The following is an 18620-nucleotide window of genomic DNA, read 5'->3' on the forward strand; positions in this document are numbered from 1 at the left end:
CCGCCGATCCCCCGATCGTGACCGCTGCCCCCCGACCGCCGACCCCGCTGCTCCCCGACCCCGCCTAGGACACCGCCGACCCCATGGACACCCCCGCACCCCAGCCAGCGCCGTACGACCTGCTCGGCATCGGCATCGGCCCCTTCAACCTCTCGCTCGCCGCGCTCGCCGAACCCGTGCCGGGCCTGCGCGCCCTCTTCTGCGACCAGCGCCCGGAGTTCCACTGGCACCCGGGGATGCTGGTCGACGGGGCTCGGATGCAGGTGCCCTTCCTCGCCGACCTGGTCTCCCTGGTCGACCCGACCAACCGCTGGTCCTTCCTCAACTACCTGCGCGAGCAGGACCGGCTCTTCCCGTTCTACTTCGCCGAGCGCTTCCAGCTGCCCCGCCGCGAGTACGACCACTACTGCCGCTGGGCGGCCGAGCGGCTCGCCAACTGCCGGTTCGGCACCGAAGTGACGGCGCTGCACTGGGAGGGGGACCGCTACCGCGCCGAACTGACCGACACCGCCACCGGCCGGCGCGAGCAGGTGTACGCCCGCAACCTCGCGCTCGGCGTCGGCACCCGGCCGGTCCGCCCCGAGGCCTTCGCCGCCCTGGCCGGCCACCCGCTGGCCTTCCACTCCGCCGACTACCTGGACCGCCGCTCCGCCCTCGACGGCGCCCGCGACATCACCGTGGTCGGCAGCGGACAGTCCGGCGCCGAGGTCTTCCTCGACCTGCTGCGCCGCCACGCCGGCGACGGCGTCCGGCTGCGCTGGCTCACCCGGACGAGGGCGCTCGCGCCGATGGAGTACTCCAAGCTCGGCCTGGAGCACTTCACCCCCGACTACACCCGGTACTTCCACGGCCTGCCCGCGCCGGTCCGCGACACCCTCGTCGAGGCCCAGTGGCAGCTGCACAAGGCCGCCAGTGCCGAGACCCTCGCCGAGATCCACGACCACCTCTACGAGCGGACCATCGGCCGGCCGATCGACGCCGACCCGGTCGAGATCACCCCCGGCACCGCCGTCACCGACGCCCGGCCCGGCCCCTGCGGCGGCCTCGAACTGCGCTGCCGGCACACCGACTCCGGCACCGAGCACGTGCTGCGCACCGACGCCGTGGTGCTCGCCACCGGCTACCGCGCCGCCCGCCCGGCCGCCCTGGAGCCGATCGCCGACCTGATCGACTGGGACGAGGCCGGGCGCTACCGGACCGACCTCGACCACCGGGTGGCGACCGCGCCCGGGCTCACCGGCGGGCTGTACGTCCAGAACGCCGAGCTGCACACCCACGGCGTCGGTACGCCCGACCTGGGCCTCGGTGCCCACCGGGCCGCCGTGATCCTCAACGCCGTCACCGGCCGGACCGTCCACCGGCTGCCCACCCGTACCGCCTGGACCGGCTTCGCCCCGCCCCGCACCGGCCCCGCCACCGCACCTGTCACCGGCACCACACCTGCCACCGGCACCACACCTACCACCACCGTCCCGCGCCCCCAGGAGCTGACCCGTGCCGCAACCGCCGGCCGCTGAACCGCCGCTGTACCTGCCCCCGCAGCTCACCGCCGCGCACTGGCAGCGGGCCGGTCGCGCGCTGCTGGCCAAGATGCTCGGCGAGTTCGCCTACGAGGAGCTGATCACCCCGGTCCCGGTCCCCGTCCCCGCCACCACGGCCGGCGGCGCTCCGGCCCCCGGCACCGCGGCCCCCTCGGCCGCCGTCGGCGCGTACCTGCTCCGGCTGCCCGAGGCCGAGTACCGCTTCACCGCCCGCCGCGGCGCCTACGGCGGCTGGCAGGTCGACCAGGACTCGATGCGCTGCTCCCGGCCGGACGGCCTCGACCCGCTGCGCTTCCTCGCCTATGCCCGGCACACCCTCGGCCTGCGCGGCGAGACCACCGGCCACCTCGTCCGCGAACTCACCGCCACCCTGATCGCCGACGCCCACCAGCTCGCCACCGCCCTCTCCGCCGCCGAACTGGCCGACCTCGGCCACAGCGAACTGGAGGGCCGGCAGGGCGGCCACCCCTGGATCGTCCCGAACAAGGGCCGGATCGGCTTCTCCGCCACCGACGCCGCCCGCTGGACCCCGGAGGCGCGCACCCCGCAGCCGCTGCCCTGGATCGCCGTCCACCGGCGGCTCGCCCAGTACCGCGGCGTCCCCGGCCTGGCCGAGCCCGAGCAGCTCTACGCCCGCGAGCTGGACGACCCGCAGGCCCTGCGCGCCGCACTCGGCCCCGACGCCGACGACTACCTGCTGCTGCCCGTCCACCCCTGGCAGTGGGACGAGACCGTCGTCCCGCTGTTCGCCCCGTGGATCGCGTCCGGCGAGATCGTCCCGCTGCCCTCCGACGGCGACCTCCGGCTGCCCCAGCAGTCGATCCGCTCCTTCTTCAACGAGAGCCGCCCCGACCGCTGCACCGTCAAGCTCCCGCTCGCCATCCTCAACACCCTCGTCTGGCGCGGCCTCCCGACCGAACGCACCCTCGCCGCCCCCGCCGTCACCGCCTGGATCCACGGCCTCCGCGAGGCCGACCCGTTCCTGCGCGACGAGTGCCGGGTGGTGCTGCTCGGCGAGATCGCCTCCGTCACCGTCGACCACCCGCTCTACCGCGAGCTGCCCGAGGCGCCCTACCAGTACAAGGAGCTGCTCGGCGCGATCTGGCGCGAACCGCTCGGCCCGGCCCTGGACCGCGGCGAGCGCGGCCGCACCCTGGCCGCGCTGCTGCAGACCGGCGCCGACGGCCGGGCACTGGCCGCCGAGCTGGTCGCCCGCTCCGGGCTCACCCCCGCGGAGTGGACGGCCCGGCTGTTCACCGCGGTGCTGCCGCCGCTGCTGCACTTCCTCTACCGCTACGGCCTGGTCTTCTCCCCGCACGGCGAGAACGCCATCCTGGTCTTCGACGAGCGGGACACCCCGGCCCGGCTCGCGGTCAAGGACTTCGTCGACGACGTCAACCTCACCGACCAGGACCTCCCCGAGCTGCGCGACCTGCCCGCCGAGGTGGCCGGCGTGCTGCTGCGCGAGGACCCCGAGGGCCTCTGCCAGTTCCTCCACTCCGGCCTCTTCATCGGCGTCCTGCGCTACCTCGCCCCGCTCCTGGAGGCCCAGACCGGCCTGGCCGAGGCGGACTTCTGGGCCCTGCTCCGGGCGGAGATCCTCCGGTACCAGGAGCGCTTCCCCGGGCTGAAGGAGCGGTTCGCGCTCTTCGACCTCTTCCGCCCGGAGATCGACCGGCTCTGCCTCAACCGCAACCGGCTGCTCCTGGACGGTTACCGCGACCGCCCGCAGCGCCCGCACGCCGCCCGGCACGGCACCGTCCCGAACGCCCTGACCCCCGAGGGGGCAGCCGCACTGCCCGGGCAACGGGACCGGATTGTCACCCCCGCCCCGTAGGCTGGGAGCGTCATGACGAACGACTCCGAATCCCAGCTCCCCGCCGACGCCGCCGAGGACGCCGCCGACGATTCGGCCGCGGTCGACGCCGTTCCGCGCGCCCGCCTCCCCGAGCTGCTGCACGCCGCCGTGGCCTCCGTCGGCGGCGTCGAGCGCCCCGGCCAGGCCCGGATGGCCGAGGCCGTGGCCGACGCCGTCGACCACAACGAGCACCTGCTCGTGCAGGCCGGCACCGGCACCGGGAAGTCCCTCGCCTACCTCGTCCCGGCGCTCGCCCACGGGGACCGCGTGGTGGTCGCCACCGCCACCCTGGCGCTCCAACGCCAGCTGGTCGAGCGGGACTTGCCGCGTACGGTGGATGCGCTGCACCCGGTGCTGCGCCGCCGGCCGCTCTTCGCGATGCTCAAGGGTCGCTCGAACTACCTGTGCCTGCACCGGGCCAACGAGGGCACCCCGAGCGAGGAGGGCGAGGGCCTGTTCGACCCGGTGGACGCGCTGGGCGGCCCGACCGGCAAGCTCGGCAAGGACGTGCTGCGGCTGCGCGACTGGGCGGACGAGACCGAGACGGGGGACCGGGACGACCTCAGCCCCGGCGTCTCCGACAAGGCCTGGGCCCAGCTCGCCGTCACCTCCAAGGAGTGCCTGGGCGCCACCCGCTGCGCGTACGGGCAGGAGTGCTTCGCGGAGAAGGCCCGCGAGCGGGCCAAGCTCGCGGACGTGGTGGTCACCAACCACGCGATGCTGGCGATCGACGCCATCGAGGGCGCCCCGGTGCTGCCCGAGCACGGGCTGCTGATCGTGGACGAGGCGCACGAGTTGGTCAACCGGGTCACCGGCGCGGCCACCGCCGAGCTGACCGTCGGCGCCGTCAACCGTGCGGTGAAGCGGGCCGCCCGGCTGGCCAACGAGAAGGCCGTCGACGCCCTCCAGGGGGCCGCGGAGAACTTCCACGGCCTGATGGAGACGGCCCAGCCCGGCCGGGTCGAGGAGCTGCCCGAGTACCTCGCGTACGCGGTCACCGCGATCCGGGACGCCAGCCGCCAGGTGATCACCTCGCTCGGCGAGACCAGGGACAAGGCGCTCAGCGACGAGGACGCGGTGCGCAAGCAGGCGATGGCCTCCGCCGAGGCGCTGCACGAGACGGCCGAGCGGCTGCTCGGCGACTCCGAGTACGACGTGGTCTGGATCGAGCGCAGCGACCGGTTCGGCATGGGCACCGCCTCGCTGCGGGTCGCCCCGCTGAGCGTCTCGGGGCTGCTGCGCGAGGGCCTGTACAAGGAGCGCTCGGTGGTGCTCACCTCGGCCACCCTCAAGCTCGGTGGGGACTTCAACGGCGTCGCCGCCTCGGTGGGCCTGCCCTCGGAGGCCCGGCTGCCGGACGTCCGCACCCAGGGGGACACCCCGGAGCCGGCCGCCGGCCTCGGGGACGAGCCGGTGCCGCACTGGCGGGGCATCGACGTCGGCTCGCCGTTCAAGTACCCCAAGCAGGGCATCCTCTACGTCGCCAAGCACCTGGCCGACCCGGGCCGCGACCCGGCGCGCCCGGACATGCTGGACGAACTGGCCGAGCTGATCGGCGCGGCCGGCGGGCGGACGCTGGGCCTGTTCTCCTCGATGCGCGGCGCCCAGACGGCCGCCGAGGCGATGCGCGAGCGGCTGGACAACCGGATCCTGCTCCAGGGCGAGGACACCCTGGGCGAGCTGATCCGGGAGTTCGCCTCGGACGCCACCACCTGCCTGTTCGGCACGCTCTCGCTCTGGCAGGGCGTGGACGTGCCCGGTTCGGCCTGCCAGCTGGTGGTGATGGACCGGATCCCCTTCCCGCGCCCGGACGACCCGCTGATGAGCGCCCGGCAGAAGGACGTCGAACAGCGCGGCGGGAACGGCTTCATGGCCGTCGCGGCCACCCACGCGGCGCTGCTGATGGCGCAGGGGGCGGGCCGGCTGGTGCGCGCGGCGGACGACCGGGGCGTGGTGGCGGTGCTGGACCCGCGGGTCGAGACCAAGCGCTACGGGGGCTTCTTCCGCTCCTCGATGCCGGAGTTCTGGTACACCACCGACCGCAACCAGGTGCGGCGTTCGCTGGCGGCCATCGACGCCGCGGCCGAGCCGGTCCGGCCGGTGGTGAAGCGGGGCTGACGGCGGCGGGGCCGGCAGGGTGGCGGGGCGTCCGGGCGGCCCCGCCCGAGCTCCCGGAACGCCGGAGGGGCTCCCCGCGCCGTGCGGTGGAGCCCCTTCCCGGTGTGTGCCGCTTCCCGGTGTGTGCCGCGGCGGGCCGCTCAGAGGCGGCGCAGGACCGCGACGACCTTGCCCAGGATGGTCGCGTTGTCGCCGTTGATCGGTTCGTAGGCCGGGTTGTGCGGCATCAGCCAGATCCGGCCGTCCTCGCGCTTGAGCCGCTTCACGGTGGCCTCGCCGTCGATCATCGCGGCCACGATGTCGCCGTTCTCGGCGACCGGCTGGCGGCGGACGGTGACCCAGTCCCCGTCGCAGATGGCCGCCTCGATCATCGAGTCGCCGCGGACGGTGAGCGCGAACAGCTCGCCCTCGCCGACCAGCTGGCGCGGCAGCGGGAAGACGTCCTCGACGGTCTGCTCGGCCAGGATCGGACCGCCCGCGGCGATCCGGCCGACCAGCGGCACGTACGAGGTGGACGGGCGCCCGGCCGTCTCCGCGGTGTTCGGGCGGGCCACCTCGACGCCGCGGACCTCGTAGGCGCGCGGGCGGTGCGGATCCCGCCGGAGGAAGCCCTTGCGCTCCAGGGCCATCAGCTGGTGCGCCACCGAGGAGGTGCTGGACAGGCCGACGGCCTGGCCGATCTCGCGCATGGACGGCGGGTAGCCGCGGCGCTGGACGGAGTCCCGGATGACCTCGATCACCCGGCGCTGGCGCTCGGTGAGCCCGGCCTCGTCGGTGCGGATGCCGGGGGGGCGCCCCGGCATCGCCCGCGCGGGGGCGGGATGGGCGTCGTCCAGCACGGGCGAATGCTCGATCGCCTGGTCGGGGACGCGGCCCGTGCCGGGAATGCCCGGGCCGGGGAAGCGGTGCTCTTCACTGCGGTCCATGCTGACGTCCACACTCTGCTGATTCGTGGTGCGCTGCCCCACCTTGAGCTGGGAGTGTTCCTGCACCGGGATGGTGTTGGTTTCGACGGTGTTCACGGCGGCCCCTCTCGACGGCTGTCCTCTCCCTTTTCCAGCCCAACGGCACCTCCTATCGAAAGGTTGCGCCAAACACACGTTCGAGTGAATTATTCGGGAGTTGGCTGACTCGATCAAGGCTTTGTTGTACATCGATTAAATGTTCGACTCGAAGTCGCTCCCGGCAGTCTAATCCGGTCCGACACGCCAGGGGTGCTGCGTCCCCCGAAGGCCTACATCTAGTGGCTACAGTCCACACCGTGCCCAGTACTAGTGGTCACGTCGCATGATCAGCTTGCCGAGAGCCGGTCGTCATCGCATAGACTCGACTCAGTCCGCACGTCCTGCCATGGAGGGATCCTCAGGTGCACTGCCCGTTCTGCCGGCACTCCGACAGCCGCGTCGTCGACAGTCGGACCACCGAGGACGGCAGCTCCATTCGACGCCGCCGGCAGTGCCCGGACTGCAGTCGCCGCTTCACCACGGTGGAGACGGCCGCACTGATGGTCATCAAGCGCAGCGGCGTCACCGAGCCGTTCTCCCGGGAGAAGGTCATCTCCGGAGTCCGCAAGGCCTGTCAGGGCCGCCCGGTCACCGAGGACGCCCTCGCCCAGCTCGGCCAGCGGGTCGAGGAGTGCGTGCGGGCCACCGGCAAGTCCGAGCTCACCACCCACGACGTCGGGCTGGCCATACTGGGACCGCTGAAGGACCTCGACGTGGTCGCCTTCCTGCGGTTCGCCAGCGTGTACCAGGCCTACGACGGACTGGAAGACTTCGAGGCCGCCATCGCGGAACTCCGCGCCGAGCGGCCCGTCCCCGAGGCGGACGGCACCTGCGTGCCCGTCCCCGCCGCCGCGCCCTAGGAGGCCGGCTCAGCACACCGGCCCCCCGGGGCCGAATCGTCCCACCGGCCCCCCGGGGCCGACGCGTGCCCGGAAACGGTGCACAGAACACCACAAACCGTGCGGAAACAGGCAGGTCGTCGCCTGTCCGCACACCGGAGAAGCGAGCCAGCGGTGCCCGGACTTTTCAGGGCACTTTGGGCGTTTGCCTAGGAGGAGGAGCGAGAAGTGACAGACACCACGAGCGGTTCCGCACGCGGGTCGAAGTCCGACAAGACCGCGACCAAGGGAGCCGGCAAGGCGCCCAAGGGCGGGCTGCGGATCGAGCGCATCCACACCACCCCTGGCGTCCACCCCTATGACGAGGTCCGCTGGGAGCGGCGCGACGTCGTCATGACCAACTGGCGGGACGGCTCGATCAACTTCGAGCAGCGCGGCGTCGAGTTCCCCGACTTCTGGTCGGTCAACGCCGTCAACATCGTGACGTCCAAGTACTTCCGCGGCGCGGTCGGCACCCCGCAGCGCGAGTGGAGCCTCAAGCAGATCATCGACCGGGTGGTGCTCACCTACCGCGCCGCCGGCGAGAAGAACGGCTACTTCGCCGCCCCCGGCGACGCCGAGGTCTTCGAGCACGAGCTGACCCACGCCCTCCTCCACCAGGTGTTCAGCTTCAACTCGCCGGTCTGGTTCAACGTCGGCACCAAGCAGCCCCAGCAGGTCAGCGCCTGCTTCATCCTGTCCGTCGACGACTCCATGGAGTCGATCCTCGACTGGTACAAGGAAGAGGGCATGATCTTCAAGGGCGGCTCCGGCGCCGGCCTCAACCTCTCCCGGATCCGCTCCTCCAAGGAGCTGCTCTCCTCCGGCGGCAACGCCTCCGGTCCGGTCTCCTTCATGCGCGGCGCCGACGCCTCCGCCGGCACCATCAAGTCCGGCGGCGCCACCCGCCGAGCGGCCAAGATGGTCGTCCTGGACGTCGACCACCCGGACGTCGAGGCCTTCATCGAGACCAAGGTGAAGGAGGAGGAGAAGATCCGCGCCCTGCGCGACGCGGGCTTCGACATGGACCTCGGCGGGGACGACATCACCTCCGTCCAGTACCAGAACGCCAACAACTCGGTCCGCGTCAACGACGAATTCATGACCGCCGTCGAGAACGGCACCGAATTCGGCCTCCGGGCCCGGATGACCGGCGAGGTCATCGAGACCGTCGACGCGAAGAAGCTCTTCCGCAAGATGGCCGAGGCCGCCTGGGCCTGCGCCGACCCCGGCATCCAGTACGACTCCACCATCAACCACTGGCACACCTGCCCGGAGTCCGGCCGCATCAACGCGTCCAACCCCTGCTCCGAGTACATGCACCTGGACAACTCCAGCTGCAACCTCGCCTCGCTCAACCTGATGAAGTTCCTCCGCGACGACGACTCCTTCGACGCCGAGCGCTTCGCCAAGGTCGTCGAGCTGGTCATCACCGCGATGGACATCTCCATCTGCTTCGCCGACTTCCCCACCGAGAAGATCGGCGAGACCACCCGCGCCTACCGCCAGCTCGGCATCGGCTACGCCAACCTCGGCGCCCTGCTGATGGCCACCGGCCACGCCTACGACAGCGAGGGCGGCCGCGCCCTGGCCGGCGCCATCACCTCCCTGATGACCGGCACCGCCTACCGCCGCGGCGCCGAACTCGCCGGTGTCGTCGGCGCGTACGACGGCTACGCCCGCAACGCGGCCCCGCACCGGCGGGTCATGCAGCAGCACGCCGACGCCTCGGTCGCGGCCGTCGCGGTCGACGAGCTGGACGCGCCCGTCTGGGCCGCCGCCACCGAGACCTGGCAGGACGTGCTGCGGATCGGCGCCGAGAACGGCTTCCGCAACGCGCAGGCGTCGGTGCTCGCGCCGACCGGCACCATCGGCCTGATGATGGACTGCGACACCACCGGCGTCGAGCCCGACCTCGCCCTGGTCAAGTTCAAGAAGCTCGTCGGCGGCGGCTCGATGCAGATCGTCAACGGCACCGTGCCGCGCGCCCTGAAGCGCCTCGGCTACCAGGACGAGCAGATCGAGGCGGTCGTCGCCCACATCGCCGAGCACGGCAACGTGGTGGACGCGCCCGGCCTGAAGACCGAGCACTACGAGGTCTTCGACTGCGCGATGGGCGAGCGCTCCATCTCGCCGATGGGCCACGTGCGGATGATGGCGGCGATCCAGCCGTGGATCTCCGGCGCCATCTCCAAGACGGTCAACATGCCGGTCGCCGCGACCGTCGAGGACGTCGAGGAGATCTACTTCGAGGCGTGGAAGATGGGCGTCAAGGCGCTCGCCATCTACCGCGAAAACTCGAAGGTCGGCCAGCCGCTCTCGGCCAAGAAGAAGGACGAGGCGAAGGCCGTCGCCGAGGCCCCGGCCCCGGCCGCGGTCGAGAAGGTCGTCGAGTACCGCCCCGTCCGCAAGCGCCTGCCCAAGGGCCGCCCGGGCATCACCACCTCCTTCACGGTCGGTGGCGCCGAGGGCTACATGACGGCCAACTCCTACCCGGACGACGGCCTCGGCGAGGTCTTCCTCAAGATGTCCAAGCAGGGCTCGACCCTCGCGGGCATGATGGACGCCTTCTCCATCGCCGTCTCGGTCGGCCTCCAGTACGGCGTGCCGCTGGAGACGTACGTCTCGAAGTTCACCAACATGCGCTTCGAGCCGGCCGGTCTGACCGACGACCCGGACGTGCGGATGGCCCAGTCGATCGTCGACTACATCTTCCGCCGCCTGGCGCTGGACTTCCTGCCGTTCGAGACCCGCTCCGCGCTCGGCATCCACTCCGTCGACGAGCGCCAGCGCCACCTGGAGACCGGCTTCTACGAGCCGCTGGAGGCCGAGCAGCTGGACACCGAGACGCTCGCCCAGTCGGCTCCGGTCGCCCCGGCGGCCCCGGTCGCCAAGCCCGCCCCGGCGGTCGCGGCGCCGAAGGCCCCGGCCCAGGCCCACAACTCGACGGAGCTGATGGAGATCCAGCTCGGCCTCAACGCCGACGCACCGCTCTGCTTCTCCTGCGGCACCAAGATGCGCCGTGCCGGCAGCTGCTACCTCTGCGAGGGCTGCGGCTCCACCAGCGGCTGCAGCTGAATCGAGTGAATGCCCGTCACCCGCTTGGGTGAATGTGTGAGACGGGGCGAGGACTTCGGGTCCTCGCCCCGTCTTTTTGTCAGTGGCAGATGTTTCGGTGCCCTCATGTCAGACAGACCGAGGAGCAGGGCGCCGCGTCGCCCGCCTGCAGCAGAGATCAGTCCGGCCACGCCGATCTGGTGCCCTGCGTGCCAGGAGGTGCACCCGGCCGCCGAGTTCCCGAAGAACTCCAGCAAGCCGAGCGGCCTGCAGGGGGAATGCAAGCGCGCGGTGCGAGCCAGGGCACGGACCGCAGAAGCGCGGGACGCTGCCAACCGTGCTCGGCGGGAGAGGTGGAATGACCCCGAGGTGCGGGCCGTGGCCCGGGAACGCCAACGGGCGCGGAGAGCGAAGCTCGGCGCCGGCCATGATCTCACCCGGTCGAGGGCCAGGCTGCGGGCGGTGGTGACGGAGTGGAAGTCCACCGGGTGTGTGGATTGTGGCTACTCCGACGTGCGAGCGCTCGACCCCGACCACCGGGATCCCGTGGAGAAAACGGGAACGATCTCCAGGCTCGTTCAGCTCTGCGTTTCACGAGCTCGGTTGGTCGCAGAGTTGGCCAAGTGTGACGTTCGATGCGCCTGTTGTCATCGAGCGAGAACGATGCGGCAGCGCCCGCGAGCCATTCTGGAAGGCCTTCCGCCCTCCTGGCAGCGCGTGGTGGATGGACAGCGCCGGAACGACGCGACGAAGCTCGGGCGCGGTTGCTGCGATTGCGGGTGGAACAAGTTGGCGCGTGGGCTGGACTGGGATCACGTCAGGGGCACGAAGGTGGCCAGCGTGTCTCAGTTGATTGCCGATCGCAGGCCCTGGCACGAGGTCGAGGCCGAGATCGCCAAATGCGAGGTTGTCTGCGCGAACTGCCACCGTATCCGTACGGCTGAGAGGCGCGATCGCGAGGCTGCTGATCGGGAACGGCGTGCCCGTGTCGGGGAGACTGAGCTCTGACCGGCGAGAAGGTGGGCGGGGCGAGGACTTCGAGTCCTCGCCCCGCCTCTTCTGCATGGTCCTTGTCAACCAGGGTTGACAGGTGCCGAGTGTCAACCTAGGTTGACAGCATGAGCGAGAGCGGAGAGCTGGCGGCTGCGGCGAGCAGTCGTGATCCGGCGGTGGGCCTTCGGTCGGTGCGGGCGCTGCGCGACCTGGCGGACCGGCTGGAGGCCCTGCAGGTGGGCAATGCCCGGGGGCAGGGGTGGTCCTGGCAGGACATCGCGGTCTGTCTCGGGGTGAGCCGGCAGGCGGTGCACAAGAAGTACGCCCGGCGCGGGGCCGGAGCCGACAAGGACGGAGGCTGAGCGATGTTCGAGCGTTTCACCGAGAGTGCGCGGCGTGCGGTGGGCCGGGCCCAGGAGGAGGCCCGGGAGCTGCGGCACGGGTACGTGGGGACGGAGCACCTGCTGCTGGCGATCCTCGCGGAGCGGGACGACCCGGCGGCCGCGGTGCTGATCGACGCGGGCCTGGACCACGAGACCGCCCTGCGGGAGGTGCGGCGGCTGCTGGGGGAGGGGAACGACGCGCAGGCGCTGGCGGCGATCGGGGTGGATCTGGAGGCCGTCCGGGAGGCGGTGGAGTCCGTGTTCGGCGAGGGGGCGCTGGACGCCGCGCCGGAGGAGCCGGAAGCGCGGCGGCGCGGCCGGCTGCGGCTCGGCGCGAAGGAGCGGCGCAGCCCGTTCACGGCCCGGGCGAAGAAGGTGCTGGAGCTGTCGCTGCGGGAGTCGCTGCGCCTGAAGTCCGGTCACATCGGCATCGGGCATCTGCTGCTCGGGGTGCTGCGGGAGGGTGAGGGGCTGGGGGCGAGGGTCGTCGCGGGCCACGGGCTGGACTTCGCGGAGCTGCGTCGGGCGGTCGAGGCGAACACCGGCTGAACGTCGGTGGGGGAACGGGGGCGGCTCTGTGTACGGAGCGTGCGGGAACGAGACTGTGCGTCAACTCACCGGTTGAGACCAAGAGCTGAATGGATATGATCGGCCGAAAGCGTGAACCGATCAGCCGCCCGGAGACGTTTCATCACGTCGGCCGGGCGGTCGCGCGTTCGCCCGCCCCGCTGTCGGCGTCCGCCCGTCGACGCCCGCCGCTGCCGAGGACGCACCGATGAGAGAACCCACCAGCCCCGACGGCGGGCCGCGCCGACGACCCGCCGTGCGCACCGTGGCCCTCGCGGGAGCGGCCCTGATCCTGGCGCTGGTCGTCACCCCGGTCGGGATCGGCCGGGCGGCGGCGGCCCGGCAACCGCTCACGGCCGTGGCCATCGCCGCGGTCGGGGTGCTCTGGCTGATCGCGGTCGGCCTGGCGGCGAGCGCCACCGAGCGGGCCGGCCGGCTGGCCGAGCAGCTCGCCGGGAAGGACGACGAGGCCGTGGCGGCGCTCGGCGTGGCCGGTGCGGCGAAGCAGGGCGAGGCGGCGGCCCTGGACCGAGTCACGGCGGCGGAGGCCGAGCGGGACCGGGCCCGGAGCGAGCAGGAGCGGGCCGAGGCCGCGGCGGCCGCCGCGCAGGCGGAACTGGCCCACGTCCGGGCCGAGGCCGCGGCGGCGCAGGAGGACCGGGCGCGGCTGGACCGGCTGGCCGACGAAGTGCTGCCCGAGGTGGTGAAGAAGCTCCGTGGCGGCGCGTCCGTCGACAGTGCGCTGGCCGCCCACCGCGAGCACCCCCAGTACGCGCTGCTGCGTGCGGTGGCCGAGGAGGTCGGCCGGGGCGAGCGGCTGCGCGGTGCGGCCCTCGCGGTCTGCGCGACCGCGGCCGGGCGGGTGCAGGCGCTGGCCACGAGCATGCACGCCGAGCTGCGGGAGATGCAGCACCGGCACGACGAGGAGGTCCTCGGTGACCTGCTCCGGCTCGACCACTCGACGGCGCAGGCGGGCCGGATGGCCGACGGCATCGCGGTGCTGACCGGCGCCCGGTCGGGCCGGCGCTGGGCCAAGCCGATCGCGGTGGAGTCGGTGCTGCGAGGTGCGCTCGGCCGGATCGGCGCGTACCAGCGCGTGCGGCTGCACAACGCCAGCACGGCCGCCGTGGTCGGTTTCGCGGCCGAGGGTGTGATGCACGCGCTCGCCGAACTGCTCGACAACGCCACCAACTTCTCCGCCCCGCCGTCCGAGGTGCACGTCTACGTCGAGGAGGTGCCGGCCGGGCTGGTCGTCACCGTCGAGGACAGTGGCCTCGGGCTGAGCGACAGCTGGCTGCGCCGGGCCGAACGGGCCGTCTCCGCCGAGCCGCTGGACCTCACCGTGCTGTCGGCGGGGACGCGGCTCGGCCTCGCGGTGGTCGGTGCGCTGGCCCGCAAGCACGGTTTGCAGATCTCCTTCCGGCCGTCGGCGCGCGGCGGTACCGGGGTGGTGATGCTGATCCCGCAGCAGCTGGTGACGCACGCCGCGCCGGAGCCCGCCCCGGCGCCCGTGGTGGCCCGGGCGGCCGTCCCGGCTCCTGCGCGCCCGGCGCTGACGCCCGCCCTCGCGCCCGCCCTCGTCACCGCGCGCCCTGCGCCGGCAGCGCCCGCCCTCGTCACCGCGCGCCCTGCGCCGGCAGCGCCCGCTCCGGCAGCCCCGGCCGTTCCCGCGGCCCCGGCCCCCGCTGTCCCCGCCCCCGCGGCCCCGGCCCCCGCCGTCCCGGCGCAGGTCACCGAGAGCGGCCTGCCGCAGCGCCGTCGCGGCCAGACACTCGCCACGAGTGCCCCGGCGGCCCCCGCCGCCGAGCCCGCCCGGGCCGATGCGGCGAGCGCCGCCGCCCGGTTCGGCGCCTTCCGCCGCGCCTCCCAGCAGGCGAGGAGCGGCGGCGCACCGACCACGGACAACACGCCCGACGCCGCCCCCGCCACCGAGAAGGACCCCTCATGAGCAGTGTGACCGACCGTGACCTCGACTGGCTGCTGGAGAACCTGCTGACGGCCACCCCCGGCACCCGGCACGCCCTGGTGCTCTCCGCCGACGGGCTGAAGCTCTGCCACACCCCCGGTCTCAGCACGGACCAGGCGGACCAGCTGGCGGCGATCGCCTCCGGGCTGCAGAGCCTGGCGCACGGCGCCTCGATCGAGTTCGGCGACGGCAGTGGCGGGGTGCGGCAGTCGATGACCGAGTTCCACGGCGGCATCCTCTGCATCGTGGCCGCGGGCGAGGGCGCCCACCTCGCCGTGGTGACCGACGACGACGCGGACGTGGGCGTGGTCGGCCACAACATGCACGGCCTGATCGAGCAGATCGGCGTCCACCTCAGTGCTCCGGCCCGCGAGGACGTGGGCCCGGCGGGGGCGGCCCGAGAGAGCGCCCGGGCATGACCGGCCGGCCGGTCGTGGCAGGCCGTGACGACGACCCGGACCGCCTCTACACCATCACCCGGGGCCGCAGTCGCTCCCCGGAGAACGCCTTCGACCTGGTCACGCTGATCGTGGCCGAGCGGGGCCCGGCGCCGGGCATGCAGTCGGAGCACGCCCGCATCCTGCAGCTGTGCGAGGCCCCGACCGCCGTCGTGGAGGTCGCCGCCGTCCTCGGGCTGCCGATCTCCGTGGTGAAGATCCTGCTCGGTGACCTGCTGGAGACCGGAGCGGTCACCGCCCGCCACCCCCGGTTCGCGCCCACCAAGGCCCGGTTGCCCGATCTCGACACGCTGAAGCAGGTGCTGCATGGACTCCAACGGCTCTGAGGCCCTGGCGGCCGGGCGCACCCCGCTGCGCGGCACCGCCGACAACGCGCTGAAGATCGTCGTGGTCGGCGGCTTCGGCGTGGGCAAGACCACGCTGGTCGGTGCGGTCAGCGAGATCCGTCCGCTGAACACCGAGGAGACCATGACCCGGGCGGGCGAGGGGATCGACGACCCCTCGGCGGCCTGGGGCAAGCGCTCCACCACGGTGGCGTTCGACTTCGGCCGGATCACGCTCTCCGCCAGCCAGGTGCTGTACCTGTTCGGTGCGCCGGGGCAGGAACGTTTCTGGTTCCTCTGGGACCGGCTGTTCAGCGGTGCGCTCGGCGCGGTCGTCCTGGTGGACACCCGGCGGCTGGAGGAGTCCTGGTACGCGATCGACCGGCTGGAGCACCACGGCACGCCGTTCATCGTGGCCCGGAACAACTTCGGTGAGCCGACCCACACCCTGGAGCAGGTCCGCGAGGCGCTCGACCTGCCCGCCGACGTCCCGCTGGTGGACTGCGACGCGCGTGACCGGGAGTCGTGCAAGCAGGTGCTGATCGGCCTGGTCCGCCACCTGGCAGCCCGGGTGGAGGCCGCCGCCGGGATCCCGGCCCCCCGGTCCGCGACCGCCGCCACCGGTGCCGTCACCGCAGGGGCCGCCGCGGCCGCCGGCCCCACCGACCCGTCCCCGTACGAGGAGAGCACCCCGTGACCGAGCCCGCCGCCACCCCGCCGCCGGGCTGCCCGGCGCACGCCGGCGCCACCCCGCTGTACGGGCCGCGCTTCCAGACCGACCCGGCCCAGCTCTACCGCGAGCTGCGGACGGCGCACGGTCCGGTCGCGCCGGTCGAGCTGGCCGGCGGGGTCCCGGCCTGGCTGGTGATCGGCTACCGCGAGCTGCAACTCGTCACCGGGCAGCCGCAGTTGTTCGGCCGCGACTCCACCCGCTGGAACGCCTGGGAGACCATCGCGGAGGACTGGCCGCTCCGGCCGATGATGGCCCCGGTGCCCTCGATCCTCTACGCCGAGGGCGAGGAGCACGTCCGCCGCTCGCGGGCCGTCACCGACGCGCTGGCCGCGATCGACCCGTACGAGCTGCGCAAGTACGCCGAGGAGATCGCGGACCGGCTGATCGACGGGTTCGCCGGCCGGGGCGAGGCCGACCTCGTCGCCGAGTACGCCCACCGGATGCCGCTGCTGGTGCTCTGCCGGGTGCTCGGGCTCAGCGAGGAGCAGGCGCCGGTCCTGATCGACGGGCTGCTCACCATGCTGGACGGCGGCCCGGACGCGCCCGCCGGTGCGCAGCGGCTGCTCGCCGTGATGCTGGACCTGGTGCGGGAGAAGGCCGAGCACCCCACCGACGACGTGGCCTCGCGGATGCTCGGGCACGAGGCGGGCCTGTCCCACGACGAGATCATGCGGGACCTCCGCGTCCTCCTGATCGCCGGCCACCAGCCCAGCTCGTACTGGATCTCCAACGCGTTGCGGCTGATGCTCACCGACGAGCGGTTCGCCGCCTCGCTCTCGGGCGGCCGGCGCAGCATCAGCCAGGCGCTGAACGAGGCGCTCTGGGAGGACACCCCGACGCAGATCTTCGCGGGCCGCTGGGCGACCCGGGACACCCAGCTGGCCGGGCAGCGGATCGCCGCCGGGGACATGGTGCTGCTGGGCTTCGCGGGCGCGAACGCGGACCCGTCGGTGCGCCGGCCGGACGGCCGGCCGGCGGAGGGCAACCGGGCGCACCTGAGCTACTCGTACGGCGAGCACGGCTGCCCGTTCCCCGCGCAGGAGGCGGCCGAGGTGATCGCGACCACCGCGATCGAGGTGCTGCTGGACCGGCTGCCGGACCTGCGGCTGGCGGTGGCGGAGCACGCGCTGGTCTGGCGACCGTCGGCGTGGGTGCGCGGGTTGGTGGCGCTGCCGGTGTCGTTCTCCCCGGGCTACCAGACCTGAGCCGGGCCGGGCTTGAGTCGGACCCGGGCCGGGCCTGAGCTGGCCCGGCCCCGCCCGGCCCCGCCCGGCCCCGCCCGGCTCCGTACCGTCCGAGCGCCGCCCGGGGCGTTCAAGAACCAGGAACCCAAGGAGTGTTGTACCGATGACCGCCCCGATTGCCCTCGACCCGCTGGCGCGCGACAACGCCGCCGAGGGCGCGCTGCTGCGCGCCGCCGGTGGCGCGGTGGCGGTGGAGCTGCCCGGCGGCGTGGCCGCCTGGGCGGTGACCCGGCACGCGGCCGCCCGCGACCTGCTGACCGATGCCCGGCTGGTGAAGGACGCCGCGCACTGGGCGGCCTTCCAGCGCGGCGACGTACCGAAGGCCTGGCCGCTGATCGGCCTGGCGGTGCCCGGCCCGAGCATGGTGACCACCGACGGCGCCGAGCACCGGCGGCTGCGGTCCCTGGTGGCGCAGGCGTTCACGCCCCGCCGGGTGGAGCTGATGCGCCCGCGCGTGGAGGAGATCACCCACGGCCTGCTGGACGCACTGGCGGCCGGCGAGCGCGAGGTGGACCTCAAGACGGCGTTCGCCTTCCCGCTGCCGATGACGGTGATCTGCTCGCTGCTCGGCGTCCCGGAGTCGGACCACGGCCACCTGCGCGACCTCTACGAGCGGTTCTTCGGCATCCGGCCGAATCCCGAGGGCATCCAGGCGACCGTCGCCGGGCTGAACGCCTTCGTCAACGACCTGGTGGCGCAGCGCCGTTCGGCGCCCGGCGAGGACCTGGCCAGTGTGCTGCTGGCGGCCGACACCGAGGGCGGCGCGCTGAGCGACGCGGAGGCGGCGGCCACCCTGCGGGTGATCATCGCGGCGGGGCACGAGACGACGGTCAACCTGATCGGCAACGCCGTCCGGGCCCTGCTCGCCCACCCGGACCAGCTGGAGCTGGTGCGTTCGGGCCGGGTCGGCTGGGACGCGGTGGTGGAGGAGTCGCTCCGCTGGACGCCGCCGACCAGCAACTTCCTGTTCCGCTTCACCACCGAGGACGTCGAGGTGGGCGGGGTGGTGATCCCCCGGGGCGAGCCGGTGCTGATCTCGTACAACGCGATCGGCCGGGACCCGGCGCAGCACGGGGTGACGGCCGAGCTGTTCGACATCACCCGGGATCCGATCCGCCACCTCTCCTTCGGCCACGGCCCGCACGTCTGCCCGGGTTCGCCGCTGGCCCGGCTGGAGGCCGGGGTCGCGCTGCCGGCGCTGTTCGAGCGGTTCCCCGGGCTGGCGCTGGCGGTGCCGGACGAGGAGCTGCGCCCGAGCCCCTCGCTGGTGGTGAACTCGCTGCGGGAGCTGCCGGTCCGGCTCTCCTGAGCTCCGGGCCGGTGCCGGTCATTTCCGCCCACGGCTCCGCGCCCACCACTTCCTCCCACGGCTCCGCCCCGGCCCCGCCCTCTCCCGGGCGGGGCCGGCGGCTTTCCGGCCGGCCGTCGAGGTCACAACTGGGGCATGTGCGGATGAAGGTCGAACGGGGACCTTGGCGACAGGTGTGCTCTGCGTTA

The 18620-nt window shown here is 73.1% G+C and carries 14 protein-coding genes; 13 read left to right on the forward strand and 1 reads right to left on the reverse strand.

The window, feature by feature from the left end; translation table 11 throughout:
• The first annotated feature begins 83 nt into the window (after positions 1-83).
• The 3 genes from OH807_RS27760 to OH807_RS27770 are packed head-to-tail and all read left to right on the forward strand — an operon-like array spanning position 84 to position 5517.
• Positions 84-1517: a lysine N(6)-hydroxylase/L-ornithine N(5)-oxygenase family protein gene (locus OH807_RS27760; RefSeq protein ID WP_406203866.1), complete on the forward strand. Its 1434-nt coding sequence runs from the start codon at positions 84-86 to the stop codon at positions 1515-1517.
• Positions 1495-3378 carry an IucA/IucC family protein gene (locus OH807_RS27765; RefSeq protein WP_406203869.1) on the forward strand — a complete coding sequence of 628 codons (1884 nt, stop codon included), beginning with the start codon at positions 1495-1497 and terminating at the stop codon, positions 3376-3378. The genes OH807_RS27760 and OH807_RS27765 overlap by 23 nt, the downstream gene beginning before the upstream one ends.
• A gap of 12 nt (positions 3379-3390) precedes the next feature.
• A complete protein-coding gene (locus OH807_RS27770; RefSeq protein ID WP_406203871.1) occupies positions 3391-5517 on the forward strand; it encodes an ATP-dependent DNA helicase in 2127 nt (708 codons plus the stop codon).
• 140 nt (positions 5518-5657) lie between these two features.
• On the opposite strand, the gene lexA is transcribed toward OH807_RS27770, so the two are convergent.
• Positions 5658-6539: a transcriptional repressor LexA gene (gene lexA / locus OH807_RS27775; protein ID WP_406203875.1), complete on the reverse strand. Its 882-nt coding sequence runs from the start codon at positions 6537-6539 to the stop codon at positions 5658-5660.
• Between the two features lie 344 nt (positions 6540-6883).
• On the opposite strand from lexA, the gene nrdR reads away from it, so the two are divergent.
• From nrdR to OH807_RS27825, 10 genes are all read left to right on the forward strand, one after another.
• The gene (gene nrdR / locus OH807_RS27780; RefSeq protein WP_406203878.1) at positions 6884-7381 is read left to right on the forward strand and encodes a transcriptional regulator NrdR; all 498 of its coding nucleotides are present in this window, start codon (positions 6884-6886) and stop codon (positions 7379-7381) included.
• Between the two features lie 207 nt (positions 7382-7588).
• On the forward strand, positions 7589-10477 hold the full coding sequence (locus OH807_RS27785; RefSeq protein WP_406203881.1) for a vitamin B12-dependent ribonucleotide reductase: 2889 nt from the start codon (positions 7589-7591) through the stop codon (positions 10475-10477).
• 1097 nt (positions 10478-11574) lie between these two features.
• A complete protein-coding gene (locus tag OH807_RS27790) occupies positions 11575-11811 on the forward strand; it encodes an RNA polymerase subunit sigma-70 (RefSeq protein ID WP_406203883.1) in 237 nt (78 codons plus the stop codon).
• Between the two features lie 3 nt (positions 11812-11814).
• Positions 11815-12381 carry a Clp protease N-terminal domain-containing protein gene (locus OH807_RS27795; RefSeq protein ID WP_406203886.1) on the forward strand — a complete coding sequence of 189 codons (567 nt, stop codon included), beginning with the start codon at positions 11815-11817 and terminating at the stop codon, positions 12379-12381.
• 226 nt (positions 12382-12607) lie between these two features.
• A complete protein-coding gene (locus tag OH807_RS27800) occupies positions 12608-14347 on the forward strand; it encodes a sensor histidine kinase (RefSeq protein ID WP_406203889.1) in 1740 nt (579 codons plus the stop codon).
• Complete coding sequence (locus OH807_RS27805) at positions 14344-14784, forward strand: roadblock/LC7 domain-containing protein (RefSeq protein WP_406203892.1); 441 nt, start codon at positions 14344-14346, stop codon at positions 14782-14784. Before OH807_RS27800 ends, OH807_RS27805 begins: the two co-directional genes overlap by 4 nt.
• A complete protein-coding gene (locus tag OH807_RS27810; protein WP_406203895.1) occupies positions 14781-15149 on the forward strand; it encodes a DUF742 domain-containing protein in 369 nt (122 codons plus the stop codon). The genes OH807_RS27805 and OH807_RS27810 overlap by 4 nt, the downstream gene beginning before the upstream one ends.
• Entirely contained in the window at positions 15130-15843 is a 714-nt protein-coding gene (locus tag OH807_RS27815; RefSeq protein WP_406203898.1) for a GTP-binding protein, read from the forward strand. The genes OH807_RS27810 and OH807_RS27815 overlap by 20 nt, the downstream gene beginning before the upstream one ends.
• Entirely contained in the window at positions 15840-17084 is a 1245-nt protein-coding gene (locus OH807_RS27820) for a cytochrome P450 (RefSeq protein ID WP_406203901.1), read from the forward strand. The genes OH807_RS27815 and OH807_RS27820 overlap by 4 nt, the downstream gene beginning before the upstream one ends.
• A 142-nt stretch (positions 17085-17226) precedes the next feature.
• On the forward strand, positions 17227-18432 hold the full coding sequence (locus tag OH807_RS27825; RefSeq protein WP_406203904.1) for a cytochrome P450: 1206 nt from the start codon (positions 17227-17229) through the stop codon (positions 18430-18432).
• Positions 18433-18620: the final 188 nt, after the last annotated feature.

The organism is Kitasatospora sp. NBC_01560 (genome assembly GCF_045208415.1).
Taxonomy (GTDB): domain Bacteria; phylum Actinomycetota; class Actinomycetes; order Streptomycetales; family Streptomycetaceae; genus Kitasatospora.